Source organism: Halanaerobium salsuginis, from assembly GCF_900114545.1.
Classification (GTDB): domain Bacteria; phylum Bacillota; class Halanaerobiia; order Halanaerobiales; family Halanaerobiaceae; genus Halanaerobium; species Halanaerobium salsuginis.
The window spans coordinates 1-19,018 of record NZ_FOTI01000025.1; the positions used below are offsets into that span (position 1 = coordinate 1).

The following is a 19,018-nucleotide window of genomic DNA, read 5'->3' on the forward strand; positions in this document are numbered from 1 at the left end:
TGCTGGGAATCTTTTCAATCTGCTGGACCAGAAAAGCTCTTAAAACAGCTTCTGGATTGTATCCAGTTGGTCCTTTATTAGACTTAGGTTTTATCTTTTCAACTAAAGGTTTAAGATCAATAGGATCTAAAATACAAATCAATTTGTCTGTTTCCGATAAATTTAGCAATTCTTCAAAGGGAAAGAGACACTCTTGTCGAATATTATTAATAGGGCTTCACCTTCTTTCGGGTTTTATGGGTGCTACTATTTAATTCGACAAGATGGGGTGAAGCCCTTTTTATATCATTAAAATCTTTGTTATATCAAGGCTTATTTTTATGAAATTCGCTTATTATACAAAACAACTTATGATAAGTATTTACTTATACAAAGATAAAAAAACTATTATTTTACTTAATCATTAGAAGTGGTTAAACTTAAGTTAGTGAATAATTTAATTAAATTAGGAGTGATTAAATGGCTTTCAGTTTAAATTATCAAAAAATAGATGATATTTTGGCTAAACTTAGTTCTGACTATGATATTTATGCTCCAGTTAGACTGGTAGGAGAGGGTAAATTTTCTGCTACTGATCGTATCCAGTATGATAAAATTACTCGAGCTGAACAGATAGTATATAATGAAAAATCAGATTTTTCACCCAGGGAAATTATTAGTCCGATCACTCAGACTTTATTTTATTTTACAGAAAATGAGTTTATTGAAAATCTACCAGAAAGTAGATCAATTATTATTTTTGCCCGTCCTTGTGATATAAATGCTTTTAAACGCTTGGATAAAATTTTTCTAGAAAATGGTGATTTTGCGGATAGTTACTATAAAAGTAGGCGAGATAAAGTTCATTTTGCTTTACTTGACTGTAAAGGTGGTTGGGAGAGCTGCTTTTGTGTGTCTATGGGAACAAATAAGACTTCAGATTATAGCCTGGCAGTTAATTTTAATTCAAAAACAGTTGAAATAGAAGTAAACGATAGCAGTTTTAATAAATACTTTAATGATATCAAACAATGTAGTTATCAATACAATTTTGTAAAAAAAAATAAAATTGAGGTAGAACTACCTGAAATTAGGCCAGAACAAATTGAAAAAATTTCTGATCTACAGATCTGGCAGGAATATGGTCAGCGCTGTAAAAGCTGTGGCTCTTGTACAGCAGTCTGTCCCAGCTGCAGCTGTTTTACAACCCGAGATATTAGTTATAAAGAAAATAAAAAGGCTGGAGAAAGAAGAAGAGTATGGGCCAGCTGTTTACATCCTGATTTTACAGAAATGGCGGGAGGACATAGCTACCGTGAAACTGCTGCAGCAAGAATACGCTTTCGAACTTTACATAAAATTTATGATTATAAAAAGCGCTTTGACACAGTTAATATGTGTGTAGGTTGTGGCCGCTGCACAGATACCTGTACTCAGCTAATATCTTTTGCTACTTTACTAAATAGACTTAGCCAGGAAATAAAAAAATTATCAGTTTTAGAGGAAGGTGTAGAATATGTGTCAAAATCAAGTAGCAGCTAAAAATCATTTAAAACCAATAGCTTATCAAGTTGAGCAGATAATTAGACAAACAGCACAAGAATATATTTTTAGAATTACCTGTTCCGAAGAAGTTAAGCCAGGTCAATTTTATGAAATATCACTGCCTAAAGTTGGGGAAGCTCCAATTTCAGTCAGCAGTATTACAGCAAATTATTTAGAATTCACAATTCGTAAAGTTGGCAAACTGACTAATTATACGTTTCAGCTTAAAGCAGGTGATACTATTTTTATGCGGGGACCTTATGGTAATAACTTTCCTTTAGAAAAATTTAAAGGCGGTAATTTAATTGTTTTAGCAGGAGGAACTGGTTTTTGTGCTGTTAATAGTTTGCTCGAATACTATTATCAGAATTATAATCAGCTTAAATCCCTCTATTTTTTAACTGGATTTAGAAATCAGGCAAGTATTCTTTATCAAAATCGTCTGGCAGCTTATCAAGCAAAGTTTACTCAAACTATTTACTGCCTTGATGAGGAAGTTAAAGCAGGATTTAAGCAAGGTTTTGTAACTGATTATTTAAAAGAACTACCATTAAATAAACTACAAGATTATTATTTAGTAATTGTCGGTCCTCAACCAATGATGGACGCAGCTTTAAAAGAATGTAAACAATTAAATCTGGCATTAGAGAAGATCTGGTTTTCTCTTGAAAGAAGAATGTCATGTGGAATTGGCAAATGTGGACATTGTAAAATTGGCGATAAATATGTTTGTGTCGATGGCCCAGTTTTTAATTATTCAGCAATTAAAAATTTAATCGATTAGGAGGTTTTCCAGTGTGGAAAAGAAAAATATAGATATAGATGTTTCTAAGTTGACTTCAAATTGTTTTCGTCAGTCAAAAGTTAAAGGTGAATGTATGCTCCAGATGCGTGTGCCCGGGGCAGTAATTAAGGCAGAACACCTAAAATATGCAGTTGAAATAGCTGAAAAATGGGGTAATGGAGATTTTCATCTTGGAACAAGACAGACTCTTTCTATTCCAGGGATTAAATATGAAGATGTATCTGCTGTAAATAAATTTTTACAGAGCTATATCAAAGGAGTAGAAGTTGATACTTGTGGAGTTGAAATGGAAGTTGATAGTAATGGTTATGCAACTATTGGAGCTCGTAATATTATGGCCTGTATCGGAAATAAGCATTGTTTAAAAGCAAATGTTAACACAACAGAGTTGGCCCGGAAATTAGAGAAACAAATATTTCCTAGTCCTTATCATATTAAAATTGGAATCTCCGGCTGTCCTAATGACTGTGCTAAGGGTCATTTTAATGATTTTGGAATTATTGGTCTGGTTAAACCAGAATATGATTATGAACGCTGTATTGGCTGCGGTAAGTGTGTTGAGGCCTGTCAGGGACATGCAACTAGAGTTTTAACTTTAACTGAAGATAAAAAAATTAGTAAAGACAGCTGCTGCTGTGTTGGCTGTGGTGAATGCATTGTAGCCTGTCCAACTGGTGCCTGGCGCAGAAATCCTCAGGAATTTTATCGTGTAACAATTGGCGGAAGAGCTGGAAAACAGTATCCCAGGATGGGAAAAATGTTCTTGAATTTTGTAACAGAAGAAGTTTTACTCAAGATGCTGGCTAATTGGGAATCCTTCTCAGCAGATGTGCTTAATCATAAGCCAGTTTATATTCATGGGGGGCATTTAATTGATCGAGCCGGTTATTATAACTTTAAAGATAAAATTCTGGCTGGAGTAGATTTAAATCCAGAAGCAGAGGTAGCAGATCATATTTATTGGGCTGAGACAGAATATCGAGCTAATATTCATGTTAAATGATAAATTTGCTTAATTTTCTTGACAGAATTATTTATCTGTGGTAAAGTTATAAAAAACAATAAATCTTATCCAGAGTGGTGGAGGGACTGGCCCTTTGAAACCCGGCAACCAGCAGTTTAAAACTGCCCGGTGCCAATTCCAGCAGGTAAAACCTGATAGATAAGTCGGTTATAACTTTCTAACCCACTCCTGGATATTCAGGTAGTGGGATTTTTGTTTTTGAGGCCAATAATCAGGTGCCTGAACTATTAATTTTCAATTATTTAGTTAGTTTAAGCGATATTGAGCAGACAAGTAGTTAAAAGACATGACTTGAAGTTAGTTGAATTGACAATTATTTAGATAAGGGTAAAAAATTAAGGAGGAATAAAATGAATTTTAAATTTGATACTTTAGCCTTACATGCTGGTTATGAAGCCCAGGAAAATAAGAAAGCAGCGGCAGTTCCGATTTATCAAACGACTTCTTATTTGTTTGACAATACAGATCATGCAGCTAATCTATTTGCTTTAAAAGATGCTGGCAATATTTATACCAGGATTCAAAACCCTACTAATTCGGTTCTAGAGAAAAGAGTAGCTGCTCTTGAGAATGGAGTAGGAGCGCTGGCAGTTTCTTCTGGCCAGGCAGCAGAAGTACTTGCCCTATTAACTATTTGTGGTAGTGGTGATCAAATAGTTAGTGGTAGTTCAATTTATGGTGGAACTCATAATTTATTTAAACATACTTTTAAAAAATTGGGAATAGAGGTTGACTTTGTTGATTCAGCAGATCCCGCAAGTTTTAAAGCTGCGATTAAGGATAATACTAAAGCACTTTATGTAGAGACTATTGGTAATCCAACTTTAACTGTACCAGATTTTGAAAAAATTGCTGAAATAGCTCATCAAGCTGGTGTCCCTTTAATTGTTGATAATACTTTTGCAACACCATATCTTTGTAATCCTTTTGAGTATGGAGTAGATATTGTAATTCATTCTACAACTAAGTATATTGCTGGCCATGGTAACTCTATTGGTGGGATAATTGTTGATAGTGGTAAATTTGACTGGTCTAATGGTAAGTTTCCTGGTTTAACTGAAGCAGATCCCAGTTATCATGGTATTAAATTTCAGTCAGAATTTGGTGAGGCAGCTTTTATTACTAAAGCAAGAGTTCAGCTTTTACGAGATTTTGGTAGTGCTCCAAGTCCATTTAACTCTTTTTTGACACTAACTGGTCTCGAAACTCTTGGCCTGCGAATGGAGCGTCATGCCAAAAATGCACTTGCTTTAGCAAAATTTTTGGCAGCTGATTCCAGAGTAGAATGGGTTAGCTATCCGGGCTTAACTGATCATCCTTCTCACCAGAATGCACTTAAATATTTAAATAATGGCTTTGGGGGGATGCTTGCTTTTGGTATTAAAGGTGGTAAAGCTAATGCAGCTAGTTTTATTAATAATCTTAAGTTGTTTTTACATTTAGCCAATGTAGGAGATGCTAAGTCGTTAGCTATCCACCCAGCCAGTACAACTCATCAGCAGCTTAGTGAAGCTGATTTAAATAAGACTGGTATTTCTCCAGAATTAATTAGACTTTCAGTTGGAATTGAGGCCTTAGAAGATCTAAAAGCGGATCTTGATCAAGCTTTAGCAGCTGCTGTAACTGAGTAGTCTAAGTAATTTATTAAAAAAGAGAGGAGATATCTCCAGATGCCGATAAAAATTCAGGATGGACTGCCTGCTGTGCGCACTTTAACTAAAGAAAATATTTTTGTAATGAAGGAATCACGAGCCACCAGACAGGACATTCGTTCTTTAAAAATCTTAATCTTAAATTTAATGCCAACTAAAATTACAACTGAAACGCAGATTTTACGACTGCTAGGAAATTCCCCGCTGCAGGTTGATATTGATTTACTGCATCCTGTTACCCATGAGTCGAAAAATACTGCTTCAGAACATCTAACTAAATTTTATAATAACTTTGCTGAAATAAAGGCAAATAAATATGATGGAATGGTTATTACTGGCGCCCCAGTTGAAACTATGTCTTTCGATGAAGTTGATTATTGGCCAGAATTGGAAGAAATTATGGATTGGAGCCTGCATAATGTTTATTCAACTCTGCATATTTGCTGGGGGAGTCAGGCAGCTCTTTATCATCATTATGGTATTCCTAAATATCCCCTGGCAGAAAAAATGTTTGGTATCTTTCCCCATTTTAAGAAAAAAGAACATGTTAAATTAATGCGTGGTTTTGATGATCTTTTTTATGTGCCTCATTCTCGTCATACGGAAATTAGAAGAGAAGATATAGAAAAAGTTCCTGAATTAGAAATCTTGGCGGAGTCACCGACAGCTGGAGTTTATTTAGCTGCTCATCAAAATGGTCGCCAAATTTTTGCTACTGGTCATGCTGAATATGATCGAACTACTCTAGCAGCTGAGTATCAAAGAGATCTTGATAGGGGTTTAAAAATTGCAGTTCCTGCTCATTATTTTAAAAATGACGATCCTGATCAGCAAATTATTATGCGCTGGCGCAGTCATGCTAATTTGCTTTTTGCTAATTGGCTTAACTATTATGTTTATCAAGAAACACCATTTGATTTAAATCAGCTGCAATAATTATATTTCTCTGACGGATTCTCGAGCAATTAAGTCTGTTGTAATAACAGACTTGGTTGCTTTTTTTTCTGGGTCAGCAATTCTGGCAAATAATTTCCGGGCAGCCTCTTGGCCCATGGCCTGCTTATCAATATCAATAGTAGATATTTTAGGAGTAGTAAAAGCTGTTATTTCTATATTATCAAAGCCAATTAGAGAAATATCCTCTGGAATCTTAATTCCATATTTTTTAAAATTCTGCATAAGTCCAATTGCTATCGCATCATTAGCAGCAAAGATTGCTGTTGGTAATTTGTCTAACTGCATAAATCTTTTACAGAGATTTTTAGTCATATTTTCTCCTAAATCATCTGCTATTATCATATATTCGTTTTTGATAGCTAAATTATTTTCTAAGAGAGCTAACTTATAAGCTTGCTGTCGTTCACTAAAACTGGGATGACTATCTGGTCCACCCGCATAACCGATCTGCTGATGGCCCATTTTAACTAAATATTTTACGGCCTGCAGAGCACCATTAAAATTATCGGATACAATAGAGTCCATAATTGGTGATTTTAAATAATTATCAACCAGAACAGTAGGAAATTTTAATTCTTCAATTTTACGAATCATTGCCTGATTTAAATCTGCTCCTGCTAAAATCAATCCATCTACTTTGTTTTGCTTAATAATCCTGGGAACTTCTTTACTCTGTAAATCTTTAAGACTTAAAGTAGAAAAGAGCAGATTATAATCATTTTTTTCAGCCTCAATTTCTACGCCTGCAATTACCCTAACATAAAAAGGATTATTAAATACAGGGATATGTCTTCTGCTGATTACAAAAGCTAAATTATATGTTTTTAAATCATTTTTAGTATACTGAGAAAAATAACCTAACTCCTTAGCTACATTAATTATTTTCTGTCTGGTAAAGTTGGAAACTCCTTTTTTCTCATTTAATGCTTTCGAAACTGTTGAAACAGAAACATCTGCTTTATGAGCAATATCTTTAATTGTTACTTTCATTTTAGTTCACCTTTCTTAGCTGAGCCATTATTAAATTTAATTTTAATTAAAATTTTTTTGCTTTTGCCTAAATTATGTAAGATAATAAAGATACAAATTAACATAATTTTAAAAAAATAGCAGCTTAAACTAAGTATTCAAAAACCAACTATTATTAATTTTACTCTTTTAAATTATAACATATGCTTTAATTAAATAAAATAAATTTGCTTTAAAAGTGAGTTTATTACTAAAAAGTAAGAAAATATTTCATTTAAAAAATTCAATAAATTCTATATTATTAAGGCAGCTGTCAACAAAGAAAGGAAGATTATTAATGGAAAGAATTAATATTTCTGAAAACGGAATTTATCTTGTATTTGAAGTTGATGAGGAGCAATGTCTAAAATTACTTCATTTTTCTGCTCAACCTTTTCGAGAAGCAGATATTACTGCCAGCTCTACTAAAGATGGCTTTCGGCTTGTAGAAATGAATCTGGCTGGTTTTGATAGACCATCTGAACGGCATGGCAATAAGTATATTGTAACAGCACCTGGTTATAGACTTAAGTATAGAGGTCTAAACGATGAAGTAAATAAAATTGGCCGCAAATTAGTTTTTAAATTGGAAGATGAGGAAACTGCTTTAGAGGTCGAAGCTGTTTTGCAATTTTATAATGATTTATCAGTTATACGTTGTTGGAATACAGTTAGTAATTTAGGAACTGAAACCCAGACAATTGAATATTTAAGTTCATTTAACTATACAGGTATAGCTAAAGAAGGTAAATTGCTGCAGCAAGAAAAATTGGAGCTTGCTTTACCTCATAATAGCTGGCAGAGAGAGATGAATTGGCAGCAATACTCGTTAACTGAGTTAGGTTTAGAATTGGTTCAACCTCCAGCAGAGCAACGTTCATCTAGTTCTTTTAAAGTTTTTAATACTGGAAATTGGTCTAGTAAAGAATATTTGCCAATGGCTTATCTGGCTAATAAAGCAAGTAACACAGGTCTTTTCTGGCAGATTGAACATAATGGTTCCTGGTACTGGGAAATTGGTGATCAAAATGGACATCTTTATTTAGCACTTAGTGGACCGAATGAAATTTATTCCCACTGGTCAAAAAATATTAAACCTGGCGAAACTTTTACTACAGTACCTGCTGCAGTAGGAGTAACTGAGAGCGGTTTTGCTGATGCAATGGCTACATTAACTAATTATAGACGGCGAATTAGAAGAAAAAATGCTGATAATGAAAAATTAGGAGTTATTTTTAATGATTATATGAATTGTCTCTGGGGTAAACCAACTGCTGAAGCGGAATTTCCTCTTATTGATGCAGCAGCTGAAGTGGGCTGTGAATATTATTGCATTGATGCTGGTTGGTATGCAGATGGAAAGTGGTGGGATGAGGTTGGTGCCTGGCAGGAAAGCAAAAAAAGATTTCCAAATGGATTGGCCGAAGTAACCAATTATATTAAAGAAAAGGGAATGGTTCCTGGCCTCTGGCTGGAAATTGAGGTAATGGGAATTAATTCTCCTTTAGTCGAAGAACTGCCAGCTGACTGTTTTTTTACTCGTCATGGGAAGAAAGTTTTTGATCGCAGTCGCTATCAGCTTGATTATCGTAAACAGGCAGTTAGGGATTATGCGACTTCAGTAATCGATAGACTAATTAATGATTATGGAGTTGGTTATTTTAAAATGGATTATAACATTGAACCAGGGATTGGAACTGAAATTGAAGCGGACAGTTATGGAGCTGGTTTGTTGGAACATGAAAGAGCCTATTTAAGTTGGTTAGATGGTATTTTTAGCAAATATCCAGATTTAATTATTGAAAATTGTTCATCTGGTGGACTGAGAATTGATTATGCGATGCTATCTCGTTATAGTATTCAATCAACTAGTGATCAGGAAGATTATCGTTATTATGCAACAATTGCTGCTAATGCACCAGCAGGTTTAACTCCTGAGCAGAGTGCAGTCTGGTCTTATCCTCTCGCTAATGCTGGTCGTGAAGAAGTAGTTTTTAATATGATCAATGCTATTTTATTGAGAATTCATCAGAGTGGTCATTTGGCTGAATTGAGTACCCTTAATCGCAGCTTGGTCAAAGAGGCAATTACTTTATATAAAACAATTCGTTCTGAATTAAAGACAGCAGTTCCTATTTGGCCGCTTGGTCTGGCTAATTTTAGTAGTGAGTGGTTAAGCATGGGACTTAAAAATGATCATAAAATTTATTTAGCTGTCTGGAAAAGAAAAAGTGATCAGACTAATTGTAAGCTGCCATTTGTTGAATTGCAAAATAAAGAAGTAACTGTTAATTTGCTTTATCCTAATTTTGCTGCTGAAAATTATAAGTGGGATAGCAGCCAAGGTGAGCTAATAGTTGAATTAAATGAGGATTATCAGGCACGTTTATTTGAAATAGAATTTTAAATAACTAGAGATTAAAAATTAAATTTAGCCAGTGAATTTAAATTTATTGGCTAAATTTAGTTAAAATAGTTTGAAAATATGAAAAAACAATGTTATACTATAAGAAACAATTTTCGTTAATAAAGAAAAATATTTAAAAAAGTTGAGAAAAATTTAGTATTAAGAAGCTAATTCAAAGGGGCTTGAATTTTAAATTTAAGCTTTTATAATCAAAGTTGATTAAATCACTAAATTAAGTTAAAAAAAATAAAAATTAGCTTGAATTGTCTGTAAATTTAAGCTATAATTAGGTTAAGAAATCGTTTTAGTTGATTCAAAATTTTTCTTAGTTCGCTCCTGATTTTGTATAAGTTCATAAGCTCTTAAGTCAAAAGAGGAAGTGAAAAAATGTAACACAAAATAATTAAAAGGAGTGTTTATTTATGATTAACCATTGGAAAAAAGTTTTGATTTTAACCCTGGCTTTTCTTTTCTTAATTGGTGGAATGTCACTTGCCCAAGATTTACCTCGTGACAAAACACTAGTTGTTACAGGAGCTATGTGGGGCCCTCCATCTACCTGGAATATCTTAATTCCAAATCCTGTTCCTGGAACAAGTACCCTTGTTTATGAAACAATGTTTGCCTATAATCCTTTAACAAATGAATATACTCCCTGGTTAGCTAAAAGTGGAGAATGGACCAGTGACAAAGAGTATGTGCTTAAATTAAGAGAAGGAATTAACTGGACAGATGGTGAACCTTTCACTGCTGAAGATGTTGCCTTTACTTATCAGCTGGCTAAAGATAATCAAATTCCTTATTCTCCAATCTGGAATTGGATGGATTCTGTAGAAGCAACTGATGATTATACAGTTACTTTTAAGTTTAGCCAACCTCACTATGCAGAGTGGGATGATGAATTGTACCAAAGATATATAATTCCTGCTCATATCTGGAAAGATGTTCCTGGTGATCAGCTGCTGACTAAAACAATGAAAAATCCTGTTGGTACAGGTCCTTATACTTACATGCATGCTGGTCAGGATAGAATGGTCTGGGAAAGAAATGATGATTGGTGGGGTAATGAAGTCTTTGGAAAACCTGCTCCCCAATATATTGTTGATTTAGTAAACCAGAGTAATAATGTAATTATGGGAATGTTGATGAAAGGAGAAGTTGATTTAAGTAATAACTTCTTACCTGGAATTCAGAAAATTAAGGATCAATTTGGTTTAAAAACATGGTATGAAGATGAACCTTATATGTTATCCTGGAATACAGCTCATATGCCAATGAATGTACTCCGCAAACCAATGGATGATCCTCAGTTTAGAAGAGCTATGGCCTTTATGATTAATAGCCAAACAATAGTTGATCGTGTTTATGGTGGGATGGTAAAACCTGCTAATCCAACTGGTTTATTTGGTGAAGGCTGGCAAGAATATTTAGATCAGGATATAGTTGATGAATATGGTTTTGAATATAATCCTACTAAAGCCAAAGCTATCCTGGATAGTGCTGGTTATGTTGATAAAGATGGTGATGGTTGGCGTGATATGCCAAATGGTGATCCAATCAAACTGGAACTAATAGTTCCCAGTGGCTGGACAGACTGGATGGAATCAATTCGGATTATTGCCAGTAATGCTAAAGACATTGGGCTAAACATTGTTCCAACTTTCCCTGATAGTGCACTTTATGACAACAAGCGTTTCAATCGTGGTTTTGATATGTTAATTGCTAATATGCAGACTACTTTAAGTTCAACTCCTTTTGATTACTGGGATGGTGTTGCTAACGCAGATATTAAGGGAGATGCTAACAATAACGGTAACTGGGGTTCTTACGATAATCCTGAACTATTTGATCTAATTGATCAATTTAATATTACCAGGGATGAAGCTAAAAAACATGAAATAGCTTCTGATATTGAAAGAATTCTATTACAAGACATGCCTACAGTACCGATCTGGCATAACGGTCTCTGGGCACAGGCTACTACAAATCACTGGACTAACTGGCCTAGTGAAGATGATCCTTATGGTATCCCTGTAACCTGGGCTAATGCTTATCAATTAGGTATGATCAAAACTCTAATTGGAATTAAACCTGTAAATTAAACATGTCCAGTAAAAAAGCAAGTTAATTATTTTAGCAAAAACAGGTCCGATATTTATTTATCGGGCCTGTTATTTAGAAAGGAGTAGTTTTAAATGGGTAAGTATCTCAGAAAGAAACTTATTGTTTACCTTATTACATTTGTGCTAGCTGTTACGATAAACTTTATTATTCCCAGGTTAATGCCTGGTGATCCCATTCAATCACTTTTATCACGGTTTTCAGGTATGGAAGGTGGCCGTGAAATTTTAGAAAATCAGCTAACTCTGTTATTTAACCTCAATCAGCCACTCTGGCAGCAATATCTTAATTTCTGGAAATCGGTTTTCACGCTTGATTTTGGTATTTCAATTATACAATTTCCAACCCCAGTTTTAGATATTATTAAAAGAGCTATTGTGTATGATTTATCCGTTTTATTACCTGCAATTATATTAAGCTGGATAGTTGGTAATAAGCTTGGAGCTTATTCTGGAACTGATAAAAAAATGGATAATGCTACCATGCCTTTTTTCTATTTTTTAGCTTCTTCTCCTTATTTCTGGATGGCCGGGATTGTGGCCTTTTTCTTTGGAGTTAAATTGGGCTGGTTCCCAATTAGTGGGGCTTATGGTTCAACTTCAACACCTGGTTTTAGGTTGAGTTTTATCCTTGATTTTATTCATCATTGGTTTTTGCCCTTCTTTACTATGTTTTTAGTTCAACTTGGAGGTTGGGCAATTGGAATGAGAAATATGATCATTTATGAACGCAGTTCTAATTATTCTAAATACATGAGTTCATTGGGAGCTTCGGATGGTTTAATTAGACAATATGGATTTCGCAATGGAGTTTTACCTCAAGTAACAGGTCTTGCTCTAAGAATTGGACGTATTGTAGGGGGAGCCATTACAGTTCAGGTTGTTTTTAATTATCCTGGTCTGGGCCGGATGATGCTTGATGCTGTACAAAATCAGGACTATTTTTTATTACAGGGAATTTTCTTGACAATAGTAACTATGGTTCTGGTGGCGAATTTTATTGTTGATATAATTTATATGTTTATTGATCCCCGGGTAAGACTGTCATTTACTGAGGAGGTGTAGTTTGTGTTAACTGAATTCTGGAAGAAACATGAAAATTTATATTATGCTTTAACAAATAAAAAAGTTATTTTTGGTTTAACCATAGTAATTTTTGTTTTTCTATTAGCAGTTTTTGGACCAATGTTAACTCCTTATGAATATGGTGATTATGCAGGAGAAGGCTATATGCCTCCGTCTAGTCAGCATTTTTTTGGAACAACAATTGACGGTAAAGATGTTTTTACACGAACTGTTTATGGTTTGCGTTCAACTTTATTGGTAGGAGTAATAGCTGGTACAATAGCTACTCTGGTTGGTTGTGCTGTTGGTTTTTTAGCTGGTTATTATGGAGGAACTCTTTTTGATGAACTGTTAATGATGATGACTAATATTTTTGTTGTAATTCCTCAGTTAGCCTTATTAATAGTTATTGCAGCTTTTCTGGAGGTAAGAGGGGTAGTCGTGATGGCGGTGATTGTTTCGATAACTGCCTGGCCCTGGACAGCAAGAGCTGTTCGTTCGCAGACACTTTCTTTAAAAAATCAGGAATATGTATCACTTTCAAAGATTTCTTCCCTCAATGTGGGCAGGATTTTAAGAGAAGATATTGCATCTAATATGTTTTCATATGTTTTTATGGTTTTTATCCAGCAGTTTAATGGAACAATGCTGGCCACTGTCCAGCTTGAATTTTTAGGACTTGGACCGACAAAGGGAATTTCACTTGGTCTAGTTATGCAAAATGCTGTTAACTGGAACGGTATCCAGCTTGGCATGTGGTGGTGGGCCATAATTCCTGGTTTAATTCTGGCAGTTTTAATTACTGCACTTTATTTTATAAACACTGGACTTGATGCAGCCTTTAATCCAAGGTTAAGGGAGATGTAACTATGAGTGAAAATATTTTAGAAGTGAAAAATTTACGTGCTTATTATAATATACTAAAAGGTCAGGTTAAAGCAGTAGATGATATTACCTTTAATCTAAAAAAGGGAGAAATACTTGGTCTAGCAGGTGAATCTGGTTGTGGTAAGAGTACTTTAGCTAGTAGTTTTATTTCCAGAAAAAAACCTTTAGAATATGTTTCAGGTGAAGTTGATCTAGTTGGTCATGAAATTATGAAAATGGATGAAGCAGAATTTAAAAAATTACGTCTTAAAACTATTTCTATCATACCTCAGTATGCTCTTGATGCTTTTAGCCCAACTAAAAAGATACGTACTTTTATTAAAGACTTGGCTCATCAGCATGGGATTAAAACTGATCGAGCTTTTATGGAAAAAGTAGAAGAAAGACTTGATTTAGTTAATCTTGATAAATCAGTTTTAAATCGTTATTCAATTGAATTATCAGGTGGTATGAAACAGCGTGTAGTAATGGTTATTTCAACGATCTTAGATCCTGATTTTATTATTGCTGATGAGATAACATCAGCTCTTGATGTTAGTTCACAGCGTTTTGTAGCGACAATGCTGGCTAATTTGAGAGATCTGGAAATTATTAAATCTGCTATTTTTATTACCCATGATCTTTCTATCTTATATCAAATAGCAGATAGAATTATGATTATGTATGCCGGTAATTTTGCAGAGATAGCACCAACTGATGAGATTGTAGCCAGGCCGCGTCATCCTTATACAAGAGCCTTAATTAATTCTCTGCCCAAGGTAGGAATTCAATATCATGATAAACGGCTTTCTGGAATAGAAGGAACACCACCTCACTTACTTAATATAGGTGATGGCTGTCGTTTTAGAGATCGCTGTCCTTATGCAATCGAAAAGTGTGAAGAAACTCCAATTAGAGAAAAAGTTGCTGATAATCATTATGTCTCCTGCTGGAGATGGCAAGAATTAGGAAGTGATCTCAATGTCGAAGAATAATAAAAATGAAGTAGTAATGTCAGTTAAAAATTTAACTAAAATTTTTAAAAGCGGAATCTTTAATCCAGAATATACTACAGCTGTTAAAGATGTTTCTTTTGATATTGAAAAAGGAAAAATTATTTCTTTGATCGGTGAAAGTGGTAGTGGTAAGACTACAGTTGGTAAACTTATTTTAAAGTTAATTAATCCTTCTTCTGGTCAGATTATTTATAAAGGTCAGGATATAGCAGAAATTACTGATAAAAAAGATACTCAAAAATATTATCGCCGAGTACAGGGGATTTTTCAGGATCCTTTTGCTACTTTTAATCCTCTTTATCGGGTGGATCGAGTATTTGATATGATTTTTGATTCTTATGAACTGGGATTTAGCGATAAAGATGAAGCAATTAGAAAGGTATTGCACGATGTTAATTTAAATCCTGATCGAACTTTAGGCAAATTTCCCCATCAACTTAGTGGAGGCCAGTTACAGAGGTTATTAATTGCCCGGGCCCTGCTGATGGATGTTGATATTTTAATTGCTGATGAACTAATTAGTATGCTGGATGCTTCAACTAGAATTGGAGTTTTAAATTTATTAGTTGAATCATGTAAGAAAAATGGTATGGCTGTTATTTTTATTACTCATGATTTAAATTTAGGTTATTATATTAGTGATCAATCTTTAATCATGTATAAAGGTCGTCTTGTTGAAAGAGGAGCAACTAAAAAAATCTACGAAAATTCAACTCACCCATATACCAAAATGCTCTTTGAAGCTGTACCTGAAATTGGTGATCGCTGGGATCCTGAAGAAGAGTTTTTACCTGAACAAGTTGTAGGTGAAGTAAAAGACTTTTATCAAAATAATCAGGGGCGTGGTTTTGTAGAAGTAGAAAAGGGTCACAGTGTTTTATTTAGTGACGAATAAATATTAGGGAGGTTTTTTGGCATGGCAAATTTAATTTTTCCCTCTGATTTTGAATGGGGTGCCGCTACAGCTGCTTATCAAATTGAAGGTGCAGCAGCAGAAGATGGCAAAGGAAAATCTATCTGGGATACATTTACTCATCAGAAGGGAAATATTCTAAACAATGACACAGGTGATATTGCTTGTGATCATTATCATCGTTATCAAGAAGATATAGCTTTAATGAAAGAAATTGGTCTGGATACATATCGTTTTTCTATTTCCTGGCCCAGAGTTTTACCAGCTGGCAAAGGTAAAGTTAATCAAAAAGGAATTGACTTTTATAAACGGCTGGTTAATCAGCTCTTAGAGGCTGGCATTAAACCAGCTGCAACTCTATATCACTGGGATTTACCTGAGCAGTTACAGCTTAAAGGTGGCTGGGAAAATCGAGATACTATTTACTATTTTCAAGAATATGCAGAATTAATGTATAGTGAATTAGGAGATTTAGTTCCCCGCTGGATTACTCACAATGAACCATTTGTAGTTTCAATGGTTGGAAATTTATTTGGGGAGCATGCACCTGGTTATCAGGATTATAATAAAGCTTTACAGGTAGCCCATAATTTGCTTGTTTCACATGGATTAGCTGTTGACAGTTTTAGAGAAAGTGGTATTAAAGGAGAAATTGGGATTACACTTAATCTTAACCATGTTTATGCTAAAACTGACAGTAAAGAAGATCAACAGGCTAAAGATTATTGTGATGCTTTTAATAACCGCTGGTTCTTAGATCCTGTTTTTAAAGCTAAATATCCCACAAAATTATTAGCTTTATATCAGGATAAGTTTGGTGGCTTTGAAATAGAAACAGGTGATATGGAAATTATCAGTCGTGAAATTGACTTTCTAGGAATAAATTATTATTCCCGGGCTGTGGTAGAATATGCTGAAGATGAACTTTTAAAGCATAAAACCATTAAACCTGAACAAGCAATATATACAGCTATGAACTGGGAAGTTTATCCTGATGGACTGCGTGATTTACTAATTAGATTGAATAAAGAATATACTGATAAAGAAATTTTCATTACCGAAAATGGTGCTGCTTTTGCTGATCAGTTAGCAGCAGATGGTCAGGTTCATGATCAGCCCCGGGTAGATTATTTAAGAGAACATTTTAAGGCTGCTTATCAAGCAATTGAAGCTGGAGTTCCTCTAGCTGGTTATTATGTCTGGTCATTACTTGATAATTTTGAATGGGCATTTGGTTATAGCAAACGTTTTGGAATAATTCATGTTGATTATCAAAATCAGCAACAGAGAACACTTAAAGATAGTGCTAAAATGTTTAAACAGGTCATTGCAGATAATGGCTTAACAGATTGACTTACTAAATAATTAGCAATTTATTTAGTTTAATAAAGCTAACTAAGAGTTAGCTTTATTTGATAAGCTTAAAGCCGTTAATTAATATTTGTTAAATCTAATTTAATAAATTAGGTATTAATTATAGATTAAGGCTTTAAGCTTTCTTAATATCAGAACTTGCAGGAGGAATATAAATGGCAAGCCCCAGAAAAAATTTATCATTTTTTTATTCACTAAAAGGTAAGATTACAGCAATTATAGTTTTAATTTTCTTAATAGTTCTGGCTTTGATTAGTTATTTAACTTTTAACTCTGCTGCTAAAATAGTAAAAAGCAAAATCAATGAAAACATAAATTTGGTTGCTGCTTCTTATAAAAATAATGTTAGTTCTCTGCTTGGAATTCTGGATCGTCAATTGGGATCAGTTAAAAGAGATAAAACTTTAGCCAGCTATCTAGATCTAATGGATGGTCTGTATCCCGGACCGGCAGCAGCTGAATCAGCCAGAAAAGATTTTTTGAATAGTATTGATGCTTTTTTGGGTATGCAGTATGCAACTGCAGGTATCCTGGAAAAAACAACTCAGAATTTGGCTGGAATTGATTTTGCCTATCTCAGTTTGCCAGATGGAACAGTAATTGCTGATTCCAGAATTACCTCAGCTGAATCATTAGCTCAAAAAGATTCTTATCTAAAACAAAAATTATCTCCTGAGCTATATAAAAATATAAAATTTGGTTTTATACAGCAGGCAGCTAACCAGTCTTATTTGCTTTATAATTCTCCTCTTTATGCTGAAGATGGTAAGACAGTACGTGCCTATCTTGTTTTAGCTTTAAATCCTCAAATTCTTTATACAGTTTTAGCTGATTTAGATGTTGATACAGCTGGTAGTTATAAATTAATTAATGCCAGAGGAGAAATTGTTAAAGCAGCTGATAAAAATTTATTTGGCCAGTCTCTATCAAATACCTGGCTTGTTAATACCAGAGTTGATAGTGGAGAGCTTAAAAAAACTGAATTAGCTGAACACTATTTATTAAAAGAAAATATTAGTGATAATCTTGCTTTAGCAGTTGATATACCGATTAAAGAAATGTTAGCACCTGTTAATAAGCTTGCCCAAAAAATTATCACGGCAGCTTTAATTTCACTTTTTTTAGTAATTTTAATTATAATATTTTTTATTAATTGGCAGTTAAAGCCTCTCGCTGCTTTTGTTAGTTCTTTTCAAAATATGAAAAATGGAGATTTGCGAGAAAAGGTTAAGATAGATCAGAAATTGCTTGCTCGCAAAGATGAAATTGGTATTATGGCTAGTTATTTTAATGAAATGTTAACTGGAATTAAAACTCTTGTGAAAACAATTGAACAGCAGGCTCAGGAATTAAATATGGCTGCAGAAAAAATGAATAACAGCAGTTATAATCTAGGGCAGGAAGTAAACCAAGTTGGAATTGAAGTAGAAAATTTATCAGCTGGTTCGGAAGAACAGCTGGCCCAGATTGAAGTCAGTAATCTTAATGTTCAGGATTTAAATAATGAGATTAAACAAGTTGATCAAAATGCAGGCCAAATTTCAGAACATGCTGATCAAGTATTAACCAGTATAGCTCAGGGTGGTCAGTCAGTTACAAACTCAATTAGTAATATTGAAAGTTTAAGTGCAGAAACAGCTAGTATTGCAAACCTGGTAGAGAATCTCGGCCAAATGTCAGCTGAAATTGGTGATATTGTAGTTTTAATTAACAATATATCACAGCAGACTAATTTACTTGCTTTAAATGCAGCAATTGAAGCAGCCAGAGCTGGTGAAGCTGGGCGAGGGTTTTCAGTAGTTGCTGATGAAATACGTTCTTTAGCTGAAGAATCTGCAGCAGCAACTGAAAATATTGCCAAGTTAATCACTAAAATTCAGACTGGGGTTACAGAAACAGTTACTGAAATGGAAAAAAATAAAGAGTTTATGAATACAACTGTAAATGGCATCAAAAAGACTGATAAAATCTTTGCTGAAATCAATAAAATTACTAAAGAATTAACAGCTTCAATTAATAATATTGTGAGTCGAATTACCTCTATGAGAGCAGAAAGTGATGATCTTGAACATTCAATTGGTGATATTGCCAAAGTTACAGCAGATTTTGCAGGAAGTTCAGAACATTTAGCAGCTGCCAGTCAAGAGCAAAGCGCAGCAACTCATGATATAGTTTCTACAGCTGATAGCTTACAGTCTATGTCAGCTAAATTGATTGCTAATATCAATGATTTTAAGGTTGAATAAGTTTAAATCTAATTATGAGAATGATTTATTATTAAATTTA

14 protein-coding genes and 1 riboswitch are annotated in these 19,018 nt (G+C 34.0%); of the genes, 13 read left to right on the top strand and 1 reads right to left on the bottom strand.

Translation table 11 applies throughout. The features are described 5' to 3' along the window. The first annotated feature begins 459 nt into the window (after nucleotides 1–459). The 5 genes from asrA (at nucleotide 460) to metA (ending at nucleotide 5,941) form a co-directional block, all read left to right on the top strand. Nucleotides 460–1,521 (top strand): anaerobic sulfite reductase subunit AsrA, encoded by a 1,062-nt coding sequence (asrA, locus tag BMZ74_RS08810; protein WP_089861877.1) that lies wholly within the window; start codon nucleotides 460–462, stop codon nucleotides 1,519–1,521. Beyond that, a complete protein-coding gene (gene asrB, locus BMZ74_RS08815; RefSeq protein ID WP_089861878.1) occupies nucleotides 1,496–2,308 on the top strand; it encodes an anaerobic sulfite reductase subunit AsrB in 813 nt (270 codons plus the stop codon). Before asrA ends, asrB begins: the two co-directional genes overlap by 26 nt. A 13-nt stretch (nucleotides 2,309–2,321) precedes the next feature. Beyond that, nucleotides 2,322–3,332 (top strand): sulfite reductase subunit C, encoded by a 1,011-nt coding sequence (asrC, locus tag BMZ74_RS08820; RefSeq protein WP_089861879.1) that lies wholly within the window; start codon nucleotides 2,322–2,324, stop codon nucleotides 3,330–3,332. Nucleotides 3,333–3,394: 62 nt separating this feature from the next. Beyond that, nucleotides 3,395–3,498: riboswitch (SAM riboswitch) on the top strand. Nucleotides 3,499–3,703: 205 nt separating this feature from the next. Then, nucleotides 3,704–4,984 carry an O-acetylhomoserine aminocarboxypropyltransferase/cysteine synthase family protein gene (locus BMZ74_RS08825; RefSeq protein ID WP_089861880.1) on the top strand — a complete coding sequence of 427 codons (1,281 nt, stop codon included), beginning with the start codon at nucleotides 3,704–3,706 and terminating at the stop codon, nucleotides 4,982–4,984. A 39-nt stretch (nucleotides 4,985–5,023) separates the two neighbouring features. After that, complete coding sequence (gene metA, locus BMZ74_RS08830) at nucleotides 5,024–5,941, top strand: homoserine O-acetyltransferase MetA (protein ID WP_089861881.1); 918 nt, start codon at nucleotides 5,024–5,026, stop codon at nucleotides 5,939–5,941. Here the strand turns inward: metA and BMZ74_RS08835 are convergent, their stop codons facing one another. After that, complete coding sequence (locus tag BMZ74_RS08835; RefSeq protein ID WP_089861882.1) at nucleotides 5,942–6,952, bottom strand: LacI family DNA-binding transcriptional regulator; 1,011 nt, start codon at nucleotides 6,950–6,952, stop codon at nucleotides 5,942–5,944. A gap of 316 nt (nucleotides 6,953–7,268) precedes the next feature. On the opposite strand from BMZ74_RS08835, the gene BMZ74_RS08840 reads away from it, so the two are divergent. From BMZ74_RS08840 to BMZ74_RS08875, 8 genes are all read left to right on the top strand, one after another. Further along, entirely contained in the window at nucleotides 7,269–9,377 is a 2,109-nt protein-coding gene (locus BMZ74_RS08840; protein ID WP_089861883.1) for an alpha-galactosidase, read from the top strand. A 422-nt stretch (nucleotides 9,378–9,799) separates the two neighbouring features. Then, nucleotides 9,800–11,479 (top strand): ABC transporter substrate-binding protein, encoded by a 1,680-nt coding sequence (locus tag BMZ74_RS08845; protein WP_089861884.1) that lies wholly within the window; start codon nucleotides 9,800–9,802, stop codon nucleotides 11,477–11,479. Between the two features lie 93 nt (nucleotides 11,480–11,572). Next, a complete protein-coding gene (locus tag BMZ74_RS08850; RefSeq protein ID WP_089861885.1) occupies nucleotides 11,573–12,562 on the top strand; it encodes an ABC transporter permease in 990 nt (329 codons plus the stop codon). Between the two features lie 3 nt (nucleotides 12,563–12,565). Then, nucleotides 12,566–13,429, top strand: a complete 864-nt coding sequence (locus BMZ74_RS08855; RefSeq protein WP_089861886.1) for an ABC transporter permease — start codon at nucleotides 12,566–12,568, stop codon at nucleotides 13,427–13,429. Between the two features lie 2 nt (nucleotides 13,430–13,431). Next, nucleotides 13,432–14,424: an ABC transporter ATP-binding protein gene (locus tag BMZ74_RS08860; protein ID WP_177181410.1), complete on the top strand. Its 993-nt coding sequence runs from the start codon at nucleotides 13,432–13,434 to the stop codon at nucleotides 14,422–14,424. Then, nucleotides 14,411–15,340, top strand: a complete 930-nt coding sequence (locus BMZ74_RS08865; protein WP_089861887.1) for an ABC transporter ATP-binding protein — start codon at nucleotides 14,411–14,413, stop codon at nucleotides 15,338–15,340. Before BMZ74_RS08860 ends, BMZ74_RS08865 begins: the two co-directional genes overlap by 14 nt. A 21-nt stretch (nucleotides 15,341–15,361) precedes the next feature. Next, complete coding sequence (locus tag BMZ74_RS08870; RefSeq protein ID WP_089861888.1) at nucleotides 15,362–16,711, top strand: GH1 family beta-glucosidase; 1,350 nt, start codon at nucleotides 15,362–15,364, stop codon at nucleotides 16,709–16,711. A gap of 176 nt (nucleotides 16,712–16,887) precedes the next feature. After that, nucleotides 16,888–18,978 carry a methyl-accepting chemotaxis protein gene (locus BMZ74_RS08875; RefSeq protein ID WP_089861889.1) on the top strand — a complete coding sequence of 697 codons (2,091 nt, stop codon included), beginning with the start codon at nucleotides 16,888–16,890 and terminating at the stop codon, nucleotides 18,976–18,978. The last annotated feature ends 40 nt before the right edge of the window (nucleotides 18,979–19,018 follow it).

What these genes read in the sequence shown, in the direction of transcription:
- BMZ74_RS08845 (WP_089861884.1), top strand. Translation starts at nt 9,800, where the DNA reads ATGATTAACCATTGGAAAAAAGTTTTGATTTTAACCCTGGCTTTTCTT.
- BMZ74_RS08835 (WP_089861882.1), bottom strand. Translation starts at nt 6,952, where the DNA reads ATGAAAGTAACAATTAAAGATATTGCTCATAAAGCAGATGTTTCTGTT.
- BMZ74_RS08860 (WP_177181410.1), top strand. Translation starts at nt 13,432, where the DNA reads ATGAGTGAAAATATTTTAGAAGTGAAAAATTTACGTGCTTATTATAAT.
- BMZ74_RS08870 (WP_089861888.1), top strand. Translation starts at nt 15,362, where the DNA reads ATGGCAAATTTAATTTTTCCCTCTGATTTTGAATGGGGTGCCGCTACA.
- metA (WP_089861881.1), top strand. Translation starts at nt 5,024, where the DNA reads ATGCCGATAAAAATTCAGGATGGACTGCCTGCTGTGCGCACTTTAACT.
- BMZ74_RS08825 (WP_089861880.1), top strand. Translation starts at nt 3,704, where the DNA reads ATGAATTTTAAATTTGATACTTTAGCCTTACATGCTGGTTATGAAGCC.
- BMZ74_RS08875 (WP_089861889.1), top strand. Translation starts at nt 16,888, where the DNA reads ATGGCAAGCCCCAGAAAAAATTTATCATTTTTTTATTCACTAAAAGGT.
- BMZ74_RS08865 (WP_089861887.1), top strand. Translation starts at nt 14,411, where the DNA reads ATGTCGAAGAATAATAAAAATGAAGTAGTAATGTCAGTTAAAAATTTA.
- asrA (WP_089861877.1), top strand. Translation starts at nt 460, where the DNA reads ATGGCTTTCAGTTTAAATTATCAAAAAATAGATGATATTTTGGCTAAA.
- asrB (WP_089861878.1), top strand. Translation starts at nt 1,496, where the DNA reads ATGTGTCAAAATCAAGTAGCAGCTAAAAATCATTTAAAACCAATAGCT.
- BMZ74_RS08850 (WP_089861885.1), top strand. Translation starts at nt 11,573, where the DNA reads ATGGGTAAGTATCTCAGAAAGAAACTTATTGTTTACCTTATTACATTT.
- BMZ74_RS08840 (WP_089861883.1), top strand. Translation starts at nt 7,269, where the DNA reads ATGGAAAGAATTAATATTTCTGAAAACGGAATTTATCTTGTATTTGAA.